The 17,523-nt window shown below is 63.2% G+C and carries 19 protein-coding genes; 10 read left to right on the top strand and 9 right to left on the bottom strand.

Annotation, left to right across the window (positions count from 1 at the left end):
- Positions 1 to 290 precede the first annotated feature (290 nt).
- The 5 genes from paaY to RRX38_RS07775 all read left to right on the top strand — a co-directional run bounded on the left by paaY (position 291) and on the right by RRX38_RS07775 (position 4,758).
- Positions 291 to 884: a phenylacetic acid degradation protein PaaY gene (gene paaY, locus RRX38_RS07795; protein ID WP_295476833.1), complete on the top strand. Its 594-nt coding sequence runs from the start codon at positions 291 to 293 to the stop codon at positions 882 to 884.
- 67 nt (positions 885 to 951) lie between these two features.
- A complete protein-coding gene (paaX, locus tag RRX38_RS07790; protein WP_315962131.1) occupies positions 952 to 1,875 on the top strand; it encodes a phenylacetic acid degradation operon negative regulatory protein PaaX in 924 nt (307 codons plus the stop codon).
- A 290-nt stretch (positions 1,876 to 2,165) separates the two neighbouring features.
- On the top strand, positions 2,166 to 4,103 hold the full coding sequence (locus RRX38_RS07785) for an ATP-binding protein (protein WP_315962644.1): 1,938 nt from the start codon (positions 2,166 to 2,168) through the stop codon (positions 4,101 to 4,103).
- Positions 4,104 to 4,183: 80 nt separating this feature from the next.
- Positions 4,184 to 4,555: a hypothetical protein gene (locus RRX38_RS07780; protein ID WP_295476836.1), complete on the top strand. Its 372-nt coding sequence runs from the start codon at positions 4,184 to 4,186 to the stop codon at positions 4,553 to 4,555.
- Positions 4,552 to 4,758: a helix-turn-helix transcriptional regulator gene (locus RRX38_RS07775; RefSeq protein ID WP_315962130.1), complete on the top strand. Its 207-nt coding sequence runs from the start codon at positions 4,552 to 4,554 to the stop codon at positions 4,756 to 4,758. Before RRX38_RS07780 ends, RRX38_RS07775 begins: the two co-directional genes overlap by 4 nt.
- Here the strand turns inward: RRX38_RS07775 and RRX38_RS07770 are convergent.
- A complete protein-coding gene (locus RRX38_RS07770; protein ID WP_410524875.1) occupies positions 4,746 to 5,696 on the bottom strand; it encodes an alpha/beta hydrolase in 951 nt (316 codons plus the stop codon). The genes RRX38_RS07775 and RRX38_RS07770 overlap by 13 nt on opposite strands.
- Positions 5,697 to 6,025: 329 nt before the next feature.
- Here RRX38_RS07770 and RRX38_RS07765 point away from each other — a divergent pair, with 329 nt between their 5' ends.
- From RRX38_RS07765 to RRX38_RS07750, 4 genes are all read left to right on the top strand, one after another.
- On the top strand, positions 6,026 to 6,508 hold the full coding sequence (locus tag RRX38_RS07765; protein ID WP_295476840.1) for a GNAT family N-acetyltransferase: 483 nt from the start codon (positions 6,026 to 6,028) through the stop codon (positions 6,506 to 6,508).
- 488 nt (positions 6,509 to 6,996) lie between these two features.
- Positions 6,997 to 7,263, top strand: a complete 267-nt coding sequence (locus tag RRX38_RS07760) for a DUF1652 domain-containing protein (RefSeq protein WP_295476842.1) — start codon at positions 6,997 to 6,999, stop codon at positions 7,261 to 7,263.
- A gap of 566 nt (positions 7,264 to 7,829) precedes the next feature.
- On the top strand, positions 7,830 to 9,254 hold the full coding sequence (locus RRX38_RS07755) for a pyridine nucleotide-disulfide oxidoreductase (protein WP_315962129.1): 1,425 nt from the start codon (positions 7,830 to 7,832) through the stop codon (positions 9,252 to 9,254).
- A gap of 192 nt (positions 9,255 to 9,446) precedes the next feature.
- Positions 9,447 to 9,689, top strand: coding sequence for a DUF465 domain-containing protein (locus tag RRX38_RS07750; RefSeq protein WP_295476846.1), 243 nt, complete (start codon positions 9,447 to 9,449; stop codon positions 9,687 to 9,689).
- Positions 9,690 to 9,729: 40 nt separating this feature from the next.
- Here the strand turns inward: RRX38_RS07750 and RRX38_RS07745 are convergent, their stop codons facing one another.
- The 6 genes from RRX38_RS07745 to RRX38_RS07720 all read right to left on the bottom strand — a co-directional run bounded on the left by RRX38_RS07745 (position 9,730) and on the right by RRX38_RS07720 (position 14,013).
- Positions 9,730 to 10,353, bottom strand: coding sequence for a DUF3618 domain-containing protein (locus RRX38_RS07745; protein ID WP_295476848.1), 624 nt, complete (start codon positions 10,351 to 10,353; stop codon positions 9,730 to 9,732).
- Positions 10,350 to 10,760 (bottom strand): phage holin family protein, encoded by a 411-nt coding sequence (locus tag RRX38_RS07740; protein WP_315962128.1) that lies wholly within the window; start codon positions 10,758 to 10,760, stop codon positions 10,350 to 10,352. The genes RRX38_RS07745 and RRX38_RS07740 overlap by 4 nt, the downstream gene beginning before the upstream one ends.
- Before the next feature lie 2 nt (positions 10,761 to 10,762).
- On the bottom strand, positions 10,763 to 11,161 hold the full coding sequence (locus tag RRX38_RS07735; RefSeq protein ID WP_295476852.1) for a hypothetical protein: 399 nt from the start codon (positions 11,159 to 11,161) through the stop codon (positions 10,763 to 10,765).
- 201 nt (positions 11,162 to 11,362) lie between these two features.
- A complete protein-coding gene (csrA, locus tag RRX38_RS07730; protein ID WP_045489705.1) occupies positions 11,363 to 11,551 on the bottom strand; it encodes a carbon storage regulator CsrA in 189 nt (62 codons plus the stop codon).
- 529 nt (positions 11,552 to 12,080) lie between these two features.
- On the bottom strand, positions 12,081 to 13,433 hold the full coding sequence (locus RRX38_RS07725) for a GntP family permease (protein WP_295476855.1): 1,353 nt from the start codon (positions 13,431 to 13,433) through the stop codon (positions 12,081 to 12,083).
- 88 nt (positions 13,434 to 13,521) lie between these two features.
- A complete protein-coding gene (locus tag RRX38_RS07720) occupies positions 13,522 to 14,013 on the bottom strand; it encodes a gluconokinase (RefSeq protein ID WP_295476982.1) in 492 nt (163 codons plus the stop codon).
- Between the two features lie 256 nt (positions 14,014 to 14,269).
- Between RRX38_RS07720 and RRX38_RS07715 the strand changes: the two genes are divergently transcribed.
- A complete protein-coding gene (locus tag RRX38_RS07715) occupies positions 14,270 to 15,286 on the top strand; it encodes a LacI family DNA-binding transcriptional regulator (protein WP_295476857.1) in 1,017 nt (338 codons plus the stop codon).
- Positions 15,287 to 15,294: 8 nt separating this feature from the next.
- Here the strand turns inward: RRX38_RS07715 and RRX38_RS07710 are convergent, their stop codons facing one another.
- Both RRX38_RS07710 and RRX38_RS07705 read right to left on the bottom strand, forming a co-directional pair.
- Positions 15,295 to 16,491, bottom strand: coding sequence for an MFS transporter (locus RRX38_RS07710; RefSeq protein ID WP_315962127.1), 1,197 nt, complete (start codon positions 16,489 to 16,491; stop codon positions 15,295 to 15,297).
- 104 nt (positions 16,492 to 16,595) lie between these two features.
- Positions 16,596 to 17,504, bottom strand: coding sequence for a LysR family transcriptional regulator (locus tag RRX38_RS07705; RefSeq protein WP_315962126.1), 909 nt, complete (start codon positions 17,502 to 17,504; stop codon positions 16,596 to 16,598).
- Positions 17,505 to 17,523 lie beyond the last annotated feature (19 nt).

Raw genomic sequence — 17,523 nt, 5'->3', positions numbered from 1 at the left:
ACCTTGGGGCCGCTGATTATTGGAATGGGCAGATGCCCTCGGGGCAGTGCTGGACCGAGTATAGGCTTGATGCGATACAAAACAACATATGTTTTATTTTATTTGTGTGTCTAATATGTGTTTGAGAAGGCGCGGCAATTACCAGCATTGGTGGTTGGCCCAATGAGTTAAAGCCTTTCATGGCGTTTGGAAAGATCTGAACGTGATACGCATGATTTTATAGATATGGGTCGTGCGGTAGAGCATGATCCTCGCCTGCGCCGACCCACGTGATACGAGGAGACTCATGAATGACCTGTTACAGCCTCGATGGCCTGACCCCCGTGGTGCATCCCACGGCTTTCGTGCACCCCACGGCGGTGCTGATCGGTGACGTGATCATCGGTCCTGGCTGCTATGTCGGTCCGCTGGCCAGCCTGCGCGGCGACTTCGGGCGCATCGTCCTGGAGGAGGGCGCCAACCTGCAGGACACCTGCGTGATGCACGGTTTTCCCGACAGCGATACGGTGGTGGGACGCAACGGCCATATCGGCCATGGCGCGGTGTTGCACGGCTGCCGTATCGGTGAGGATGTGCTGGTGGGCATGAACGCAGTGGTGATGGACTACGCCGAGATCGGCGCGCGGTCGTTCGTTGCCGCCACCACTTTCGTCAAGGCACGCTTCAGTTGCGCCGAGCAGTCGCTGGTGCTCGGTTCGCCAGCGACGGTCAAACGCCGCCTGAGCGATGACGAAGTGGCCTGGAAGCAGGCTGGCACCCGTGAATACCAGCAGTTGGCGCAACGCTGTCGGCACGGCCTGGTGGCCTGTGAGCCGCTGAGCGAAGTGGAAGCCGGACGGCCGCGAATCAGCGACAGCGCCTTGCGGCCCAAGGCCGGGGATTGATGGGCAGGCTCGCAGGCATCCCGCCGGGCGGTTATATTCGGCATCTTTTTCGCTGTCCGGTACGCCCATGACGTCCCTTGCTCCGCTCGCCCAGCTCATCCAGCGCTTTCAGGAGCGCACGCCGATCCGCGCCAGTTCACTGATCATCACCTTGTATGGCGATGCCATCGAGCCCCACGGCGGCACGGTCTGGCTGGGCAGCCTGATCCAGCTGCTGGAGCCCATGGGCATCAACGAGCGGCTGATCCGCACCTCGATCTTTCGTCTTACCAAGGAGGGCTGGCTGACGTCCGAGAAAGTCGGCCGACGCAGCTACTACAGCCTGACCGGCACCGGACGACGGCGTTTCGAAAAGGCCTTCAAGCGCGTGTACAGCACCAGCGTGCCAGCCTGGGATGGTGCCTGGTGCCTTGTGGTGCTCTCGCAACTGCCAGCAGACAAACGCAAGCAGGTGCGCGAAGAACTGGAGTGGCAGGGTTTTGGCGCGATCGCTCCGACCGTGCTGGCCAACCCGCGCGGCGACAAGGCAGATGTCAGCGCCACCCTGCAGGAACTCGACGCACTGGACGACAGCATCGTCTTCGAAACCCGCGGCCAGGATGTTCTGGCGTCCAAGGCGCTGCGTGCGCAGGCGCGCGAGAGCTGGAACATCGACGAGCTGGGCCAGCACTACAGTGAATTCATCCAGCTGTTCCGCCCGCTTTGGCAGGCGCTGCGTGAACAGGACGAACTGCGCGGCGAGGATTGCTTTCTGGCGCGTACCCTGTTGGTCCATGAGTACCGCCGCCTGCTGCTGCGCGACCCGCAACTGCCCGACGAACTGCTGCCCGGCGACTGGGAGGGGCGTGCGGCCCGCCAGCTGTGTCGCAATATCTACCGGCTGGTGTGTGCCAAGGCCGAGCAATGGCTGGCCGGCGCGATGGAGACCGCCGACGGACCTCTACCCGATGTAGGCGAAAGCTTCTGGCAGCGTTTCGGTGGCCTGCGTTAAAAAAACGGCGAGCATTGCTGCTGCGATAAAACCCTTTTGCGGCCGCATGGTCTGTGGCTGCGCAGGGATATTCTCGCTGCGTGCCGTGGCCGTCGTACGTGTCGCCACAGCGCCCCTTCCTATCGGGACTTCGAGCCGTGACCGATCATCAGATGAACCCCTTGCATGACCAACTGCAGCGCCTTGAGGCCGAGAATGCATGCTTGCGCCAGCAGCTGGCGGTGCGTGACCTGCAGGCCGAGACGGCCCTGGCGCTGTCCCAGGAGCGCTACCGCTTCCTGTTCGACACCATGGACGAAGGCTTCTGCATCATCGAGTTCTTCGATGGTCCGCATGGTCCGCTGAGCGACTATGTGCATGTCGAGGCCAATGCTGCCTACGCCAACCATGCCGGGATTCCCAACGTGGTCGGCAAGAAGGTTCGCGAGATGGTCGGTGCCGAGGCCGATGGCTGGATCGAGCTGTACGGCGAGGTGCTGCGCAGCGGCGTACCGATCCGGTTCGAGCGCGAGCTGGTGGCCACCGGGCGTTACCTGGCCCTGGCGGCCTTTCGCATCGAGCCGGCCAGCCGCAAGCAGGTGGCGGTGCTGTTCCAGGACATCACCCAGCGCAAGCGTGCCGAACTGGCCCTGCAGCAGCTCAACGAGACTCTGGAAAGCCGTGTGCGTGAGGCCGTGGCTGAACGCAACGTGCTGGCTGACGTGGTCGATGGAACCGATGCTCGTATTCATGTCATCGACCCCCAGTACCGCTGGCTGGCGTTCAACGTCATGGCGATCACCGAGTGCGAACAACTGTTCGGTGTGCAACCGCGGGTCGGGCAGAGTGTGCTCGATGCCCTGGATCACTTGCCCGATACCCGCGAGCACGTCCGCAGGTTGTGGGATCGCGCCTTGGGCGGCGAGGAATTCATCGAGGTTACCGATTTCCAGACCAGCGGCGCGCCATCGCGCTTCTACGAGATCCGCTACCGCACCTTGCGCGGGACCGATGGCCAGGTGATCGGCGCCTACATGTTCGCCTACGACATCAGCGACCGACTGCGTGAGCAGGAACGACTCAAGCAGGCCGAGGAGGCCCTGCGTCAGGCGCAGAAGATGGAAGCCGTCGGGCAGCTGACCGGGGGCATCGCGCATGACTTCAACAACCTGCTGACCGGTATCAACGGCTCGCTGGAGCTGCTGCGCGCGCGTCTGAGCCAGGGGCGTTTCGACGGCATTGATCGCTATGCCGCAGCGGCCCAGGATGCTTCGCGGCGAGCCGCTTCCCTGACGCACCGCCTGCTGGCGTTCTCGCGCCGCCAGACCCTGGACCCCAAGCCGGTGGACGTCAACCGCCTGGTGGCCGGCATGGAAGAATTGATTCGCCGTTCGGTCGGCCCGCACATCACCGTCGAGGTGGTCACCGCCATCGGCCTGTGGTCGACGTTCATCGACGCACCGCAGTTGGAAAGCGCCTTGCTCAACCTGTGCGTCAACGCCCGCGATGCCATGCCACTGGGCGGACGGATCACCATCGAGACGGCCAACAAGTGGATCGATGAGCGCGAGGCGCGGGTGCGCGACCTGTCGCCGGGTCAGTACCTGTCGCTGTGCGTGACCGATACCGGCACCGGCATGACCCCGGAGGTCATGTCCCGGGCCTTCGATCCCTTCTTCACCACCAAGCCGCTGGGGCAGGGCACCGGGCTGGGGCTATCGATGGTGTATGGCTTCGTGCGCCAGTCCGGTGGCCAGGTGCGTATCTATTCGGAACTCGAGCAGGGCACCACGCTGTGCCTGTACCTGCCGCGCCATTACCAGGCTGCCGAAGAGCCGCAGGTACTGGATGCCGAGAGTCCGGGCGCCTGCGCGCCGGCCGTGTGCCGGGTGATGATCGTCGACGATGAGCCGACCATCCGCATGCTGGTCAGCGAAGTGCTCGAAGAGCGTGGCTACGCGGTGATCGAAGCGGTGGATGGCGCCAGCGCGCTGCGCATTCTCGAGGGCGACAAGCCGGTCGACCTGCTGGTCACCGACGTGGGCTTGCCCGGTGGCATGAACGGTCGGCAGCTGGCCGATGCCGCGCGACGCCTGCGCCCTGAGCTGAAAGTGCTGTTCATCACCGGCTATGCCGAGAACGCGGTGATTGGCAACGGTCATCTTGAGCCGGGTATGTGGATCATGACCAAGCCGTTCGCCATGGAAGCGTTTGCCAGCCGGATCTACGAAATGCTCGAACGCAACTGAGCAGAAGGAAAGTTTGCTTTACATGCCGGCGGGCTTCGTTGCAACATGTAAAGCATGCTTTCCATTTCGAGAGAGGTCCCATGAATCGCTATCTGCGTGAATTCGCCGCTGCCTTGGTGGCTTATGTCGCCGTGTTGATCCTGAGCCTGGCGGCGTTGGCGCGGGCTGACCTGTCAGCGGCAGCACGAGCGGCAATCAGCCTGGCGCCGATGTTGCCTGGCCTGCTGTTGTGTTGGGCAGTGGTCCGCCAGCTGCGCCGCCTGGATGAACTGCAGCTGCGCATTCAGTTCGAAGCGCTGGGCTTCGCCTTCGCGGCCAGCGCGCTGCTGACTTTCAGCTACGGCTTTCTGGAAATCGCCGGGCTGCCGAAACTGTCGCTCTTCGTGGTCTGGCCATTGATGGCGGTGATGTGGATGCTGGGCTTGCTGATCGCCGCAAGGCGCTACCGTTGAACAACCGGCTCAAGGCGTTGCGGGCCGAGCGCCAGTGGTCCCAGGAGGATCTCGCCAGCCGCCTGGCGGTCTCCCGACAAACCATCAATGCCATCGAGAACGGCCGCTACGACCCCAGCCTGCCGCTGGCCTTCCAGATGTCCAGGCTGTTCGACCTGCCCATCGAGGCGATTTTCCAGTATGAGCCTGATCAACCCGGCTGAGCGGATTTGTGCGCCGCCTGGCGGGCCTGTTCGCTGGGCGCTGGTGTCTTGAGCAGTGTCTGCAGGGCCTGGCTATAAGCCTGGCGGCCCAGGCGCATGCTGTTGTTGTGCGTGCCGCCGGGCACCAGCAACAGGGTCTTGGGTTCGGCGGCGGCCTGGTACAGCGCTTCGCTGAAGCGCGGCGGGACGTAGCGGTCGTCGGTGCCATGCACGATCAGCACGGGCATGCCGATGTCGGCGATCTTGCCTTCGGAGTCGAACTTCTGCGACAGCAGCCAGCGTACCGGCAGCGAGGTGTAGCTGCTGGCGATGGAACTGGCCACATCGGCGAGGTTGGTGAAGGTCGACTCGATCACCAGCCCGCGCGCCTGCAGTTGCTGCGGGTCGCCATCGGCGTCGCGGCCCAGCTCGGCGGCCAGGTCCACGGCCACCGCGCCGCCCAGGGAGTGACCGTAGATCAGCCGCCGGGCAGGGTCGGGTTGCAGCAGCTTGAGGCGTTCCCAGGCGATACGCGCATCTTCATAGACGCTTTTCTCCGACGGCAGCTCGCCCTTGCTCTGGCCGAAACCCCGGTAGTCGATGGCCAGTACCGAAAAGCCCAGGCTGCGCAGTTGCTCGATACGGAACAGCTGGCCGGTAAGGTTCCAGCGTGAGCCGTGCAGATACAGCACCGCGGGGGCGTCCTTGCGCGGTGCCGGCCACCACCAGGCGTGGATATTCTGTCCGGCGGCCAGGCTGGGTGGCTTGAGGTCGAGTTCCTGGACACCTGCCGGCAGGCCGCCGTACCAGCTGGCGGTGCCCGGTTCGATGCGGAACACCAGTTCGCGTTCCTTGCGCTCCAGCACCGAGCAGCCGACCGGCAGGCCCACGGCGAACATCGCCATCAGCGTCCAGGTCAGCCGACGCAGGCCGCGGCGCGCAGGTTTGGGAGAAGACATTGGGAAATCCGGTAACCAAAATGACATAGACGCCGTTCATACCCCGGCATTACAGACGCTGCCAGACAGTTCGGTTACAGGATATTGCTCGGCGGCCAGTTCGCCTACGTCTGAATGGTCGCTCGCGGCATGGGCTGGTCCTGTCGCCGGGCATCGACAGCCGGGCAGGGCGATCCGATGACGCGTCGTGTCCGCGCGGTGGGGGCCTGCTGTACTGAAGTCAAGCAGGGCACGAGGCTCGATGTGGCAGGGCGGAAGGTCATGATGCCAGCTGGTACGTTGCTTGCAGGCTATTGTGTGCTCTCCACTTCTCAAGAGGTCAATGCCCGATGCTGCTTTACCGCCCCCTGGAAGAGAAAGACTTTGCCGCTGTCTGCGCGTTGCCGCGCACCCCGGATGAACTGTTCCACATGTTTCCACGGGCGAGTTATCCCTTCACCCCGGCGCAACTGGCCGAGTCGCTGGAGCAGCGCTCCGATCCTACGGTGATCGAAATGCAGGGCGAAGTGGTGGGCTATGCGAATTTCGTCCGGTGCGATTTCCGTGGGCGCTGCACCTTGGGCAACGTGATCATTTCCGCCGACTCGCGCAGCAAGGGTGTGGGTCGCTACCTGATCGGCTGCATGGCCGAGATCGCCTTCGACAAGCACGAAGCCCGCGAACTGACCGCGTCGTGCTTCAACCACAACGTCACCGGCCTGCTGTTCTACTCACGCATCGGCCTGCGCCCCTTCGCTATCGAGGAGCGGCGTGACAAACAGGGCCAGGCTGTGGCGCTGATTCACCTGCGCCTGGAGCGTCCCGAAAGCTGAGGCGTAGGCGGCCTGCTCTGGCAGTGCCGCATGACATCAGGCAGTGTGCGAAAAGTGTCTGCGCTCGGCCGTGCTGCGAGGACAGGCCGGATCACCAACTGGGTCCGAATGCTCATTGACACACAGGCGACGGGGCCTGCTTGCCGGTTTTTGCCAGGCCTGGGCTTTGCCCGTCAACTGTACGTACAAAACCTCACAAAGTAGGTTCAATAATTAACAAACGTTATTCATTTGATCGAGATCAATTGTTTTAAATATTCAGTGAATCGTTTTTTCATTGCCCTGCGTCGGATAACGGGTGACGAGCGGCCCGTTACGTCTGAAGTCGATTGCCTGCTGTAGTTGTCACGCGTATAAGGGGTGGAGATCACCGGTTTTCTGGTGGTATTCCTTGAGCAGGCGGAGTGCTTGCTTAATTACTCAAGTCACCAATAAGCGTGGGCGCACGCGGGATCGCATAGTTGCGCTTGCAAATAAGGAGATAGCCAATGATCGCTTGTGGACTTTCTACGCTCGAACTACGCAGCATCGTAGAAGGGGCGTTCCTGCCTCTCAATTGCACCTGTACCATCGCCCCGGACCAATCCATGACCGTACAGATCGCCGAGCCTCGCACTGGCCGGGTCGACCTGTTGGTCACCGGTATTTCCCTGGAGCGTCTGAATTCCAGCCGGGACATCTCCAATCTGGTTGCTGAACTGCGGGACGAACTGGTCAGTGTCGCGCAGCCTCAGGTTTACTCCCGCCTGGCCTGATACGCCAACTGAAGCGGCCGGCACAGCGGTGTCGGCTGCGGATCGTCAAATAGCCGACACCTCGTGCCAGGCCGATTGAAAGAATCAAGCAGCGTCCATCGCTGGAAGAAAATTGCCCCAATTGCAGGTGTTCTGCGGGGTTTGCCGACGTTCTGCCTTTTATGGCGTTTCAACGCGCTTTTCAGTGCCTGCCGAGCGGGTTTGACAGCGTTGAAAACCTTTGCAAACATTATTGCTGTCAGTGCGCTTATTCCCTTCGTAACACGCCTTTACCTATTCTTTGATCCTCCGCGTCGGCTTCTTGTCAGAAGCGGGCGGTAGCCTGTCCGATCATCAGCTTTTTTGTCGCCCGGCCTTATTCAAGGGTGTGCCGCTCGCGGCCTTTCAATCAACGTGGTGCTCCGCTCAGGTGCGCGTTTCATGCGCTGTTGTTTTTAATGAACAAACGCATTCATTCGCTTATTCAACTTGCACTTTCCTGCACGCCTGAATATGTCCGCTTATTTCAATAATCGAGGCAGGCGTTGCCACATGCCGTTCCAACAGCAGGTCAAGGAAGCCAAATCATGTTCGAAGATCATTTACACATTGAGTGTGGCTGCGTGGTGGGCGGCGCCGGCTTGGCAGGCATGGGTTTCCTGTTCAATGCCCTGAAGACCGGCGCCCTCGAACAGATGGCCAGCCAGGGGCTGATGGTCATCGATGCAGCGCCCGAAGCGGGCATCGGCAGCCTGGGGCAGTACCGCATCACCGCCAATTCGGTGGGCGATGTGTTCATCGATTGCCTGCGCGACCCCCGCCTGGCGGCAATTTTCGAGCCTCTGGAGTATTCGCCGGCCTATTGGCGCATCCGTCGGCAGGCGGACAGCGCGCCACCGCTGGCGGAGGTCGGTGAGTTGATGAGCGAGGCCCATCGCCTGGTGCTGCGCCATATCGTCCAGCGCTACGGGGTGAGGATCTGGCACAGCACGACGCTCACCGCCGTCACCTGGCAACCGGGCGGCTTGTGCTTGCAGGTCGACACCGCGGGCTTCGAGCGGCGTATCCATTGCCGTGCCCTGGTGCTCAACCTGGGAGGCCGCCAGGAACCCGGGCAGCTGTTCGACGCGCTGGCGCAATACCGCCTGCAAGTGCCGCCCGGCGCTCGTGTCATTGGCTCTGACGACCTGTTGCGCATGAGCGCGGTGCAGATTCGTGAGCAATTGATGCCGGTCGTCGATGCCGGGCAGCGTGTCACGGTGGTGGGCGGTTCGCACAGTGCCTTTTCGGTGTTGGAGAACCTTGCCGATGCCCTGGAGTTCGGCGGTTTGCAGGAACTGACGCTGATCCATCGCACGCCGATCCGCCTGTTCTATGAGAGCGCCGAGCAGGCTCGCGATGCGAACTATCGTTTCGACCCGCAGCAGGATGTATGTCCGGTGTCGGGGCGTATCAATCGCTCTGGCGGGTTGCGCTACCGGGCCCAGGAGATCGGTCGCGAAGTGCTGCTCAACCAGCGGGTCGGCAAGACCGGTGTGAAGATCTGCCGCGTACAGCTGCAGGATGGCGGCGTCGAGGCGGGCAACCACGCTGCACAATGGCTGGCCGAATCAGGTGCGGTGATCCAGTGCACGGGTTACCAGCCGGTGCTGCCGACCCTGCGGCACGAAGACGCTACGCCGATCCATTTGCGTCAGGCGCATGGCGGGCTGGATTCGGACGCCCAAGGCTGCCCGCTGGACCAGGATGGGCGGCGGCTCGATGGACTGTACTTGTTCGGTATCGGCGCAGGCCTGGCGGCGGACCCCAAACTGGGCAGCGAGGCGTCCTTCGAAGGACGCATCTATGGCGTATGGCAATTTCACCATGATGCCAGCCTGGCGGTGATCCAGGCCGTGCAGGCGCGCCTGCAGCGCTTCACCCGCCAGCCGGTGTCGGCGCGCCATTCGCTGGTACAGACCCTGGATGAAAACATGCGGCTGCTGTTGCCCGGTTTGAGCCGCGAAGCCTGAGGCCATTTCTCCCGGCAGTCCCCTCCTTTACGCACGGCTGGCCCGTGCGTTTTTTTGTTCGGGCGTCGCGCTGGCTGGGCACAAACAGCCTATTGGTGGGGCGCTGCTACCATTAGGGTGCAGTACACCCGGCGTTGCTCGCCATTCGAGCAGCGCCTTAGCTGTTTCCTATTCCCGATGGAGGCCCGATCCATGCCTGTCAAACATGATCTGTTCGCGGACTTGCACCTGAGCAAGGAAGAAGTGCTGGCACATGGCAGGAGCGATACGCGTCTGCAGCAGTTGCTCGATGATTACCAGCAGGCCGATTCCGAGGTGCTGGAGGCCGAGAAGGGCGTGGCGGGTGGCATAGGTGATGAAGCCCTGAAAAAGCTCAAGGAGCATCGTCTGCTGGTCAAGGACCGGATCGTCGAGCGACTGCACGGGCTGCAGTGACCGGTCGGCAGCGGCCTTGCCGGCAAGGCCGCTGCTTCGCTCAGAGGGTGGTGCCCGAGGTTGAAGGTGCGGTGCCCGAGGTTGAAGGTGCCGTACCCGATGCCGAAGGTACGCTGCCCGGCGCCGAATGTCCCTGCGCCGGCCTGGACCATTGCCGTTCCACCGGCGGCAGGTTCTGGCCGATGGCCGCGCCCAGGGCCAGGGCTACGCCCGCCAGCACCAGAGGCTGCTGGTGCACCAGGCTGGAAAGCCCGAGCTGCAGGCGCTGGCCTTGTTCGCCCAGCTTCAGGTCGCCCAGGCGACCGGCCTTGTCCTTCAGGGTCGAGGCGGTGTCCTGCAGCTTGTCCTTCAGGCCGTCCAGGCCGCCGGACGCCCCGTCGCCCGACTGCGGCGTAGTGGCGCCACTGCGTTGCTGGCCCAGCATCAACCAGGCCAGGCTCACCGACATCAGTACGGCTGGCAAGGGGTTGCGGCGTACGCTGCTGCCCAGGTTGCCGGCGAACTCTCCGCCGTTGTCGCGTACATAGGCGAGGGTCTGATCCACCCATTGTCCAGGGGACATCTTCTTCTCCAGAGCATCGACTATCTGGTCGATGCTGGAGCGCTGCTCGTCGACTTCGCGCTGCAATTGCTCAGGGCTGTCGGAGCGGTCATTGCTAGTCATGATGCTTTTCTCCTGATCACGTCCTTGTCCTTGTTGAGTGCCTGGGCGGTGCGCTCAGGCGTCAGGTTGGCGGCATCCAGGCGACGGTTGCCGGCCTTGAGCATGAGCATGCCGGCGATCAGCGCAGCGACCCCGACAATCAGGGCGGCCAGCCAGACCGCCACGAACCAGGCGAGAATCTGCACGATCACCAACAGCAGGATGACCAGACTGGCCTGCATGAACATCAGGCCGGCGGCCATGGTCCTGGCCCCTTGACGCGCCGACTGCAGCGACTCGCGCAACTCGGCCTTGGCCAGCGCGATCTCCTTGGCGACCAGCAGCGGCACCTCGTGGAACAACTGCCCGACCAGCCCGATGACCGAGGCATCGCCGTCGGTGCCGGGCTTTTGTGGAATATCGCTCATGGTCAGGCTCCTTGCATGCCTTGCGCGGCTTCATCGGGGTGTCCGTTCAGACCTGGCGCGGGTGCTACGCCGAAGTTGCTCGGCTCGGCTTGGGCGAACGGGTCGGCCTGACGGTCGCCGGCGAAGACCCGGGAAAGCCCGAAGCCCAGCGCCAGGCTGGCCAGCAGCAGTTTGGCCGGGTTGTCTCTGGCCAGGTTGCCCGCCTGCTGCAGCGCCTGGTCGGCGTTCTGCCCGCGCAGGTCGTCGGCCAGCTGCGCGATGCTTTGGGCCAGTTCATCGACATACTGGGCCAGGCCGTCGGCCTCGCTGCCAGTAGAGGGGGTATCGTCGAAATGATCTTCGAGAGGCGCGCCGGTGGTGCGGTCATCACCGCCCGACGCCCCGTATTGTGGAGTTGCCATGGTCATTCTCCGTGTTCTTGGCGGATGGAATGCTCGGCTCACTGCTTATTTCGGGGCGGGCACGGGAAGTGGACTGAACCGCGCGGCTTGGCGTTCAGGTGGAATGACCAATGGAGGCGACAATGAAAACGGCGCCGCGAAGGGCGCCGTGGGACGGCCCTGGGCAAAGGTGGGGCCGCACGAATCGAGGGGCAGCAGGAATTATTGGGAGTTCTGGTTGGGCGCCAGTTCTGCCTGGATACGCTTGTAGATTTCTTCGCGATGCACGGAAACATTCTTTGGGGCGTTGATGCCCAGGCGGACTTGCAGCCCTTGAACACCAAGAATGGTGACGGTGATGTCGTCACCGATGTTTATGCTTTCGCCTACTTTGCGGGTGAGTATCAACATAATCTTTTCCTTGATGGCCTCTCTTGACGCCTCTTTCAAGAGGCTGGCATGTGCCTTTGCGTGGTGATTGTTGCCGAGTGCATCAAAATGCTTCCATCGATACGACGTTGCAGCGGTGAATTTAATTCCCTCGGTTCATGTTTCTGTCACCTTGATTTGCATCAACACGTGACGAGCTTGCCAATTCTGCCCGTTTTGTCGCGCAAATGCCCGTATTTACTGGCAAAAGGCTGAAAAAGACTCGATTGGATCCTCATTGACCTGATAAACCCGTTTTAGTTGCGTGTAGGACGTTCTGCTTCAAAAAGTAGTCCCTTGCTGATCCAGAGAGTAGGCGGATTCTGGAAGCATTGCCTTAGCTTTCTCATATTTCAAATGAAAGCGAGTAAGGCGCTGTAGGAAAGCGTGGGGCAAGAAGGGCGGGGGATTGGCTGGAAGGCGCAGGCGCGCTGTCTGGCGAGGCTGGGGCGAATCAACCTGGCGCGGCAGGCTCGTGCGGCGTGTCAGACCGCACGAGAGGGGGATGCGCTCAGACCACGATCGACAGCAGCATGATGAAGATGATGCCGACCACCGACAGGATGGTTTCCATCACGGTCCAGGTCTTGAAGGTTTCGGTGACAGTCATGTTGAAGTACTGCTTGACCAGCCAGAACCCGGCGTCGTTGACATGAGAAAGAATCAGCGAGCCGGCACCCGTCGCCAGTACCAGCAGTTCGCGATTGACCCCCGGAATCAGCCCCACCACCGGGGCGACGATGCCGGCGCCGGTGATGGTCGCCACGGTGGCCGAGCCGGTGGCGATGCGGATCACTGCGGCGACCAGCCAGGCCAGCAGGATGGGGTTGAGCTGCGCCTGTACGGCCATATGGCCGATCACGTCACCCACGCCGCTGGCCACCAGCATCTGCTTGAAGCCGCCGCCGGCACCGACGATCAGCACGATGGCTGCGACCGGGGTCAGGCTCTGGTCGAGCAGTTTCATGATCTGCCCACGATCGAAGCCGCGGGCTGCACCAAAGGTGTAGAACGCCAGGAGCAGGGCCGCGAGCAGCGCGGTGATCGGGTGGCCGATGAAGTCCATCCAGGTTCGGAACAGGCTACCTTCAGGCAGCACTACGTCGGCGAAGGTCTTGAGCAGCATCAGCACCACGGGCAGCAGGATGGTCACCAGGGTGATGCCGAAACCGGGCAGGTTCTGCGCCGTGGACTCCTTGCCGATCTGCGCCATCAGCTCGGCCGAAGGACTGCCGGGAATGCGCTTGGAGATCCACATGCCGTACAGCGGCCCGGCGATGATCGCCGTCGGCAGGGCGACCAGAAGACCGTAGAAGATGGTCTTGCCGATGTCGGCACCGAACACGCCAATGGCCAGCAGCGGGCCTGGATGCGGAGGGACCAGGCCATGTACCGCCGAGAGGCCCGCCAACAGTGGGATGCCGATGCGGATGATGGAAATACCGGTGCGTCGGGCGACGATGTAGACCAGCGGAATCAGCAGCACGAAGCCGATTTCGAAGAACAGCGGGATGCCCACCAGAAAGGCGGAAAACATCATCGCCCAGTGCACCCTCTGTTTACCGAAGGTACGGATCAGGGTCTGGGCGATCTGGTCGGCGCCGCCGGAGTCGGCCATCAGCTTGCCGAGCATGGTGCCCAGCCCGAGGATGATGCCGACGAAGCCCAGCACGCCGCCGAAGCCGTCCTGGAAGGACTTCATGACTTTTTCCACCGGCATGCCGGAGGTCAGGCCAAGGAAGCCGGCTGCCACGGTCAGGGCGATGAAAGGGTGCACCTTGAATTGGGTGATCAGCAGAACCAGGCCGACGACAGTGACCAGGGCGTCGAGCAGCAGGTAGGTCTCATGGGTCAAACCGAACATGGGTATTCTCCAATTGTCATTGTTCTATGGAGCGACCGCCGAAGCGGATGTTCACTAAAAGATAGCGCTGTCTTTCACGGGCAGCGCTTTACTGCGGCCAGTGCGCCCGCCACCACTCGACCGCCTTGCGGCCAAGCGTATCGAGAGTCAGGGTGGCGTCCACGCACAGCGTTCGCGGTTCATCATGAGGCGGCTCCAGGGTGGCGAACTGGCTGTCCACCAGGCTGGCCGGCATGAAATGCCCCTGGCGGCTGGCGCAACGTTGCCGGGCGACCTCCACCGGCAGTTCAAGGAACACGAAACCCAGCTCGGGTACCGCGTCGCGCAGGAGTTGTCGATAACTGCGTTTGAGCGCCGAGCAGGCCAGTATCGGTCGTTCACCGCGCGCCACGGCGGCGGCCAGTTCTTCACCCAGGCGGGTCAGCCAGCCGGCGCGGTCGGTGTCGTCGAGGGGAATGCCGGCGCTCATCTTTTCGATATTGGCCGGTGGGTGGAATGCGTCGCCTTCGATCAGGCGGCTGCCGGTATGACGGGCGATCTGGCTGCCGACTTCGCTCTTGCCGCAGCCGGAGACGCCCATCACCACCAGGGCGGATATGTTCGTTGAAGCCTTGTTCACTGTTGCCACCTTTTCTGAAGACAGCGCTGTCTTTGCCGGTTTGAACAAAGTCTGCTGCGGTGCTTCAGCTCTTGTCGTTGTATTGGGGTCGCGGGTCGCCATCACTCGATGGGCGTGGCAAGCCGGGTCAGGCAGACATTGCCAGCAGGAATGGGACAGCGCTACCTTAGTGCTTGGCCCATTTCCCTGGCAACCCCCTCCGTTCAGTTGGCAACGCATGGCACGTATTGGTTCCCGCTCTACCGGCCGCCCGACCCTCAATGAAGTGGCACAACAGGCCGGCGTTTCCCCCATCACGGCTTCCAGGGCATTACGCGGTATCGCCACGGTGGCCCCGGAGCTGGTCGACAAGGTTCGCGCCGCCGCACAGCGACTGGGCTATGTGGCCAATCCCGCAGCCCGTGCGCTGGCTTCGTCGAGCAGCCCGACGGTGGTGGTGCTGGTGCCGTCACTGTCCAACCAGTTGTTCATCGAGACGCTGGAAGCCATCCAGAACGTCTTGCGCCCTCGCGGCCTGGAAGTGGTGATCGGCAACTACCACTACGATCCGCAGGAAGAAGAGAAGCTGCTGCGCAATTACATGGTCAACCGGCCGCGCGGCATCCTGCTCACTGGCCTGGATCACACCTCGGTGTCACGCCAGCTGCTGACCGACAGCGCGATTCCCTGTGTACACATGATGGAACTCGATGCCAGCGAGCAGGCGCATTGCGTGGGCTTTTCGCAGCAGCAGGCCGGTGCCGCAGCGGCGCGCCATCTGCTGGGCCGTGGCCGCAGGCGCCTGGCTTACATCGCCGCGCAGCTCGATCCGCGTGTGCTGCAGCGCGGCAGCGGTTTTCGCCAGGTGCTCGCCGACGCGGGGCTGGACGATCCGGCCCTGCACCTGATGTCGCCTCGACCGTCTTCCATCGGCCTGGGTTGCGAGCTGTTCGCCCGCTTGCTGGCGCAGCATCCGGACGTGGATGGCGTGTTCTTCTGCAACGACGACCTGGCCCAGGGCGCGGCACTCGAGGCATTGCGCCTGGGTATCAGCGTGCCGCAGCAGGTGTCGCTGGTCGGCTTCAACGACCTGCCCGGGTCGGCGCACATGATCCCGCGCCTGACCTCGATCCGTACCCCGCGCGAGTCGGTCGGCCAGCGCGCGGCGCAGATGCTCCTGGCGCTGCTCGACGAGCAGCCGACCCAGAGCCAAGTGGATCTGGGGTTCGAACTGGTGGTGCGGGAAAGCTCCTGAGCGATCGTTCAGCAACTTGCAGCACCGCGCAGGTCGCGGTTGAACAGCAGCAGCGCCAGGGCAGGAAGGACAGCGCCGACGGCGGCGATGCCGCTCCAGGCGAATTGTTGATACAGCAGGCCGGCCAGCGCCGAGCCACCGGCGCCGCCGATGAAAATGCTGGTCATGTACAGAGCGTTGAGGCGCCCGCGACTGGCCGCATCCAGGCCGTAGACCTCGCGTTGTCCCAGGACCATGTTCATCTGCACGGCAAAGTCCAGCAGGATCCCGGTCAGCGCCAGGCCAATGACGCTGGTGCCGGGCTGCCAGAGGCCCAGCAGCAGGGCCAGGGGCGCCAGGCCCATGGCCAGTTGCGAGGCACGCCGGGTATGCCCGGCGTCGGCCAGACGCCCAGCGATAGGCGCTGCGATGGCACCTATCGCACCGACGAGGGCGAAGAGGGCGATCTGGCTCTGGCTCAGTCCATGGCTGTGCATCAGCTCCAGCGGGACGGCGGTCCAGAACAGGCTGAAGGCCGCAAACATCAGCGCCTGGTACACCGAACGCTGACGCAGCCGTGGGTGGCGGCGCAGCAGGCCCAGTAGCGAACTCATCAGCTGTGCATAGCTGGCACGGTGGCTCGGCATTCTCGGTGGCACCAGCGCCGCCAGCAGCACGACGATGCCCAGCATCAGCGCGGCGGCGCCGATGAACACCATGCGCCAGCCCAGGTGATCGGCCACCAGGCTGGAGAGAGGGCGGGCCAGCAGAATGCCGAGCAACAGACCGCCCATGATGGTGCCGACCACCTGCCCGCGGCTTTCTTCGGGGGCCATGTGCGCGGCCATTGGTACCAGCATCTGTACCGCTACGGAACTGAATCCCAGCGCCAGGGACAGGGCCAGGAACACGCTACCGTGCTCGGTGGTGCCGGCCAGCAACAGGCACAGCGCGGCGGCCAGTGACGCGCCGATCATCAGGCGACGATTTTCCAGCAGATCGGCCAGAGGGACGAGCAGCAGCAGGCCGGCGGCGTAGCCGATCTGGGTCAGCGAGACGATCAGGCTGGCGCTGGACGGGCCCAGGCCCAGTTGCGCGGCGATCAGGCCAACGATGGGTTGTGCATAGTAGATATTGGCGACGATGGCGCCGCAGCAGAAGGCGAACAGGGTCACCAGCCAGCGCGACAGTGCCGGCGCGGGTGAATGGGCGAGGGTAAGGCTCATGGCGGTTCTCCGCAGGGTAAGGAACCGGCTCAGATTAAGTTTTGCGAAATTTTTAGAGAATTATCTTTCCAGGCAATGCATCGTTGTGAAAAACGCAAAACTGCTCAGCGCGGTGCCTCGTTGAGCAGTCCTTCGAGGAATTCCATGAAGGCGCCGACTCGCCGTGAGCCGCGATGATTCGGCAGGTACAGCGCGTTGATCTGGCTCCGGGCATGCTCAGGTCCGCATTCCCAGTCGTCGAGTACGCGCACCAGCCGTCCGGCGGCAACGTCCGCTGCCACCAGCCAGTCAGCCAGCAGCGCGAGGCCCAGGCCATCCAGAACGGCTTGGCGCAGCACATCGGCATTGTCGCTGCACAGTCGCCCCTGTACCGCCACCTCCACCTGACCGCCGGGCTGGTTGAAGCGCCACAGCGGGCGCGTCGAGGCGTAGTTGAAGCGCAGGCACTCATGGCCGGCCAGCTCTTGTGGTGCCTGCGGTATCCCCCGACTGGCCAGGTAGGCGGGGCTGGCCACCACCCAGCGGCGAAACTCCCCCAGCGGGCGGCACACCATATCGGCATCGGATGCCGCAGCGCCGAGGCGAATGGCCACGTCGAAGCGTCCGTCGAGCAGATCGTCCAGGCGGTCACTGAGGCTCAGGTCCAGCTCCAGTGCCGGGTAGCGCGCCAACCAGCGCCCCAGATGCGGCGCAATGCGCTGGCGCCCGAACTCCACGGGTACGCAGACCCGCAAACGGCCCACCGGCTCGCTGCCCCGATCGGAAACCTGGGCATCGGCGTCGGCCAGGTCGTCCAGGACCCGGCGGGCTTTCTGGTAATAGCGCGCACCGGCTTCGGTGACCGAGATCTGCCGCGTCGAGCGGTTGAGCAGGGTGGCCCCCAGGTCATGCTCCAGGGCATCGACGGCGCGGCTGACCGAGGACGTGGCCAGGCCCAGCTTGCGCGCCGCAGCAGAAAACCCCTGGGCGTCCACCGTCTCGATGAACATCCGTATCGCCAGCAACTTGTCCATCGCCGCTCCTGTCGCGTGA

Source organism: Pseudomonas sp. DTU_2021_1001937_2_SI_NGA_ILE_001, assembly GCF_032463525.1.
Taxonomy (GTDB): Bacteria; Pseudomonadota; Gammaproteobacteria; order Pseudomonadales; family Pseudomonadaceae; genus Aquipseudomonas.
This window is presented reverse-complemented; position numbering and strand designations above follow the sequence as displayed.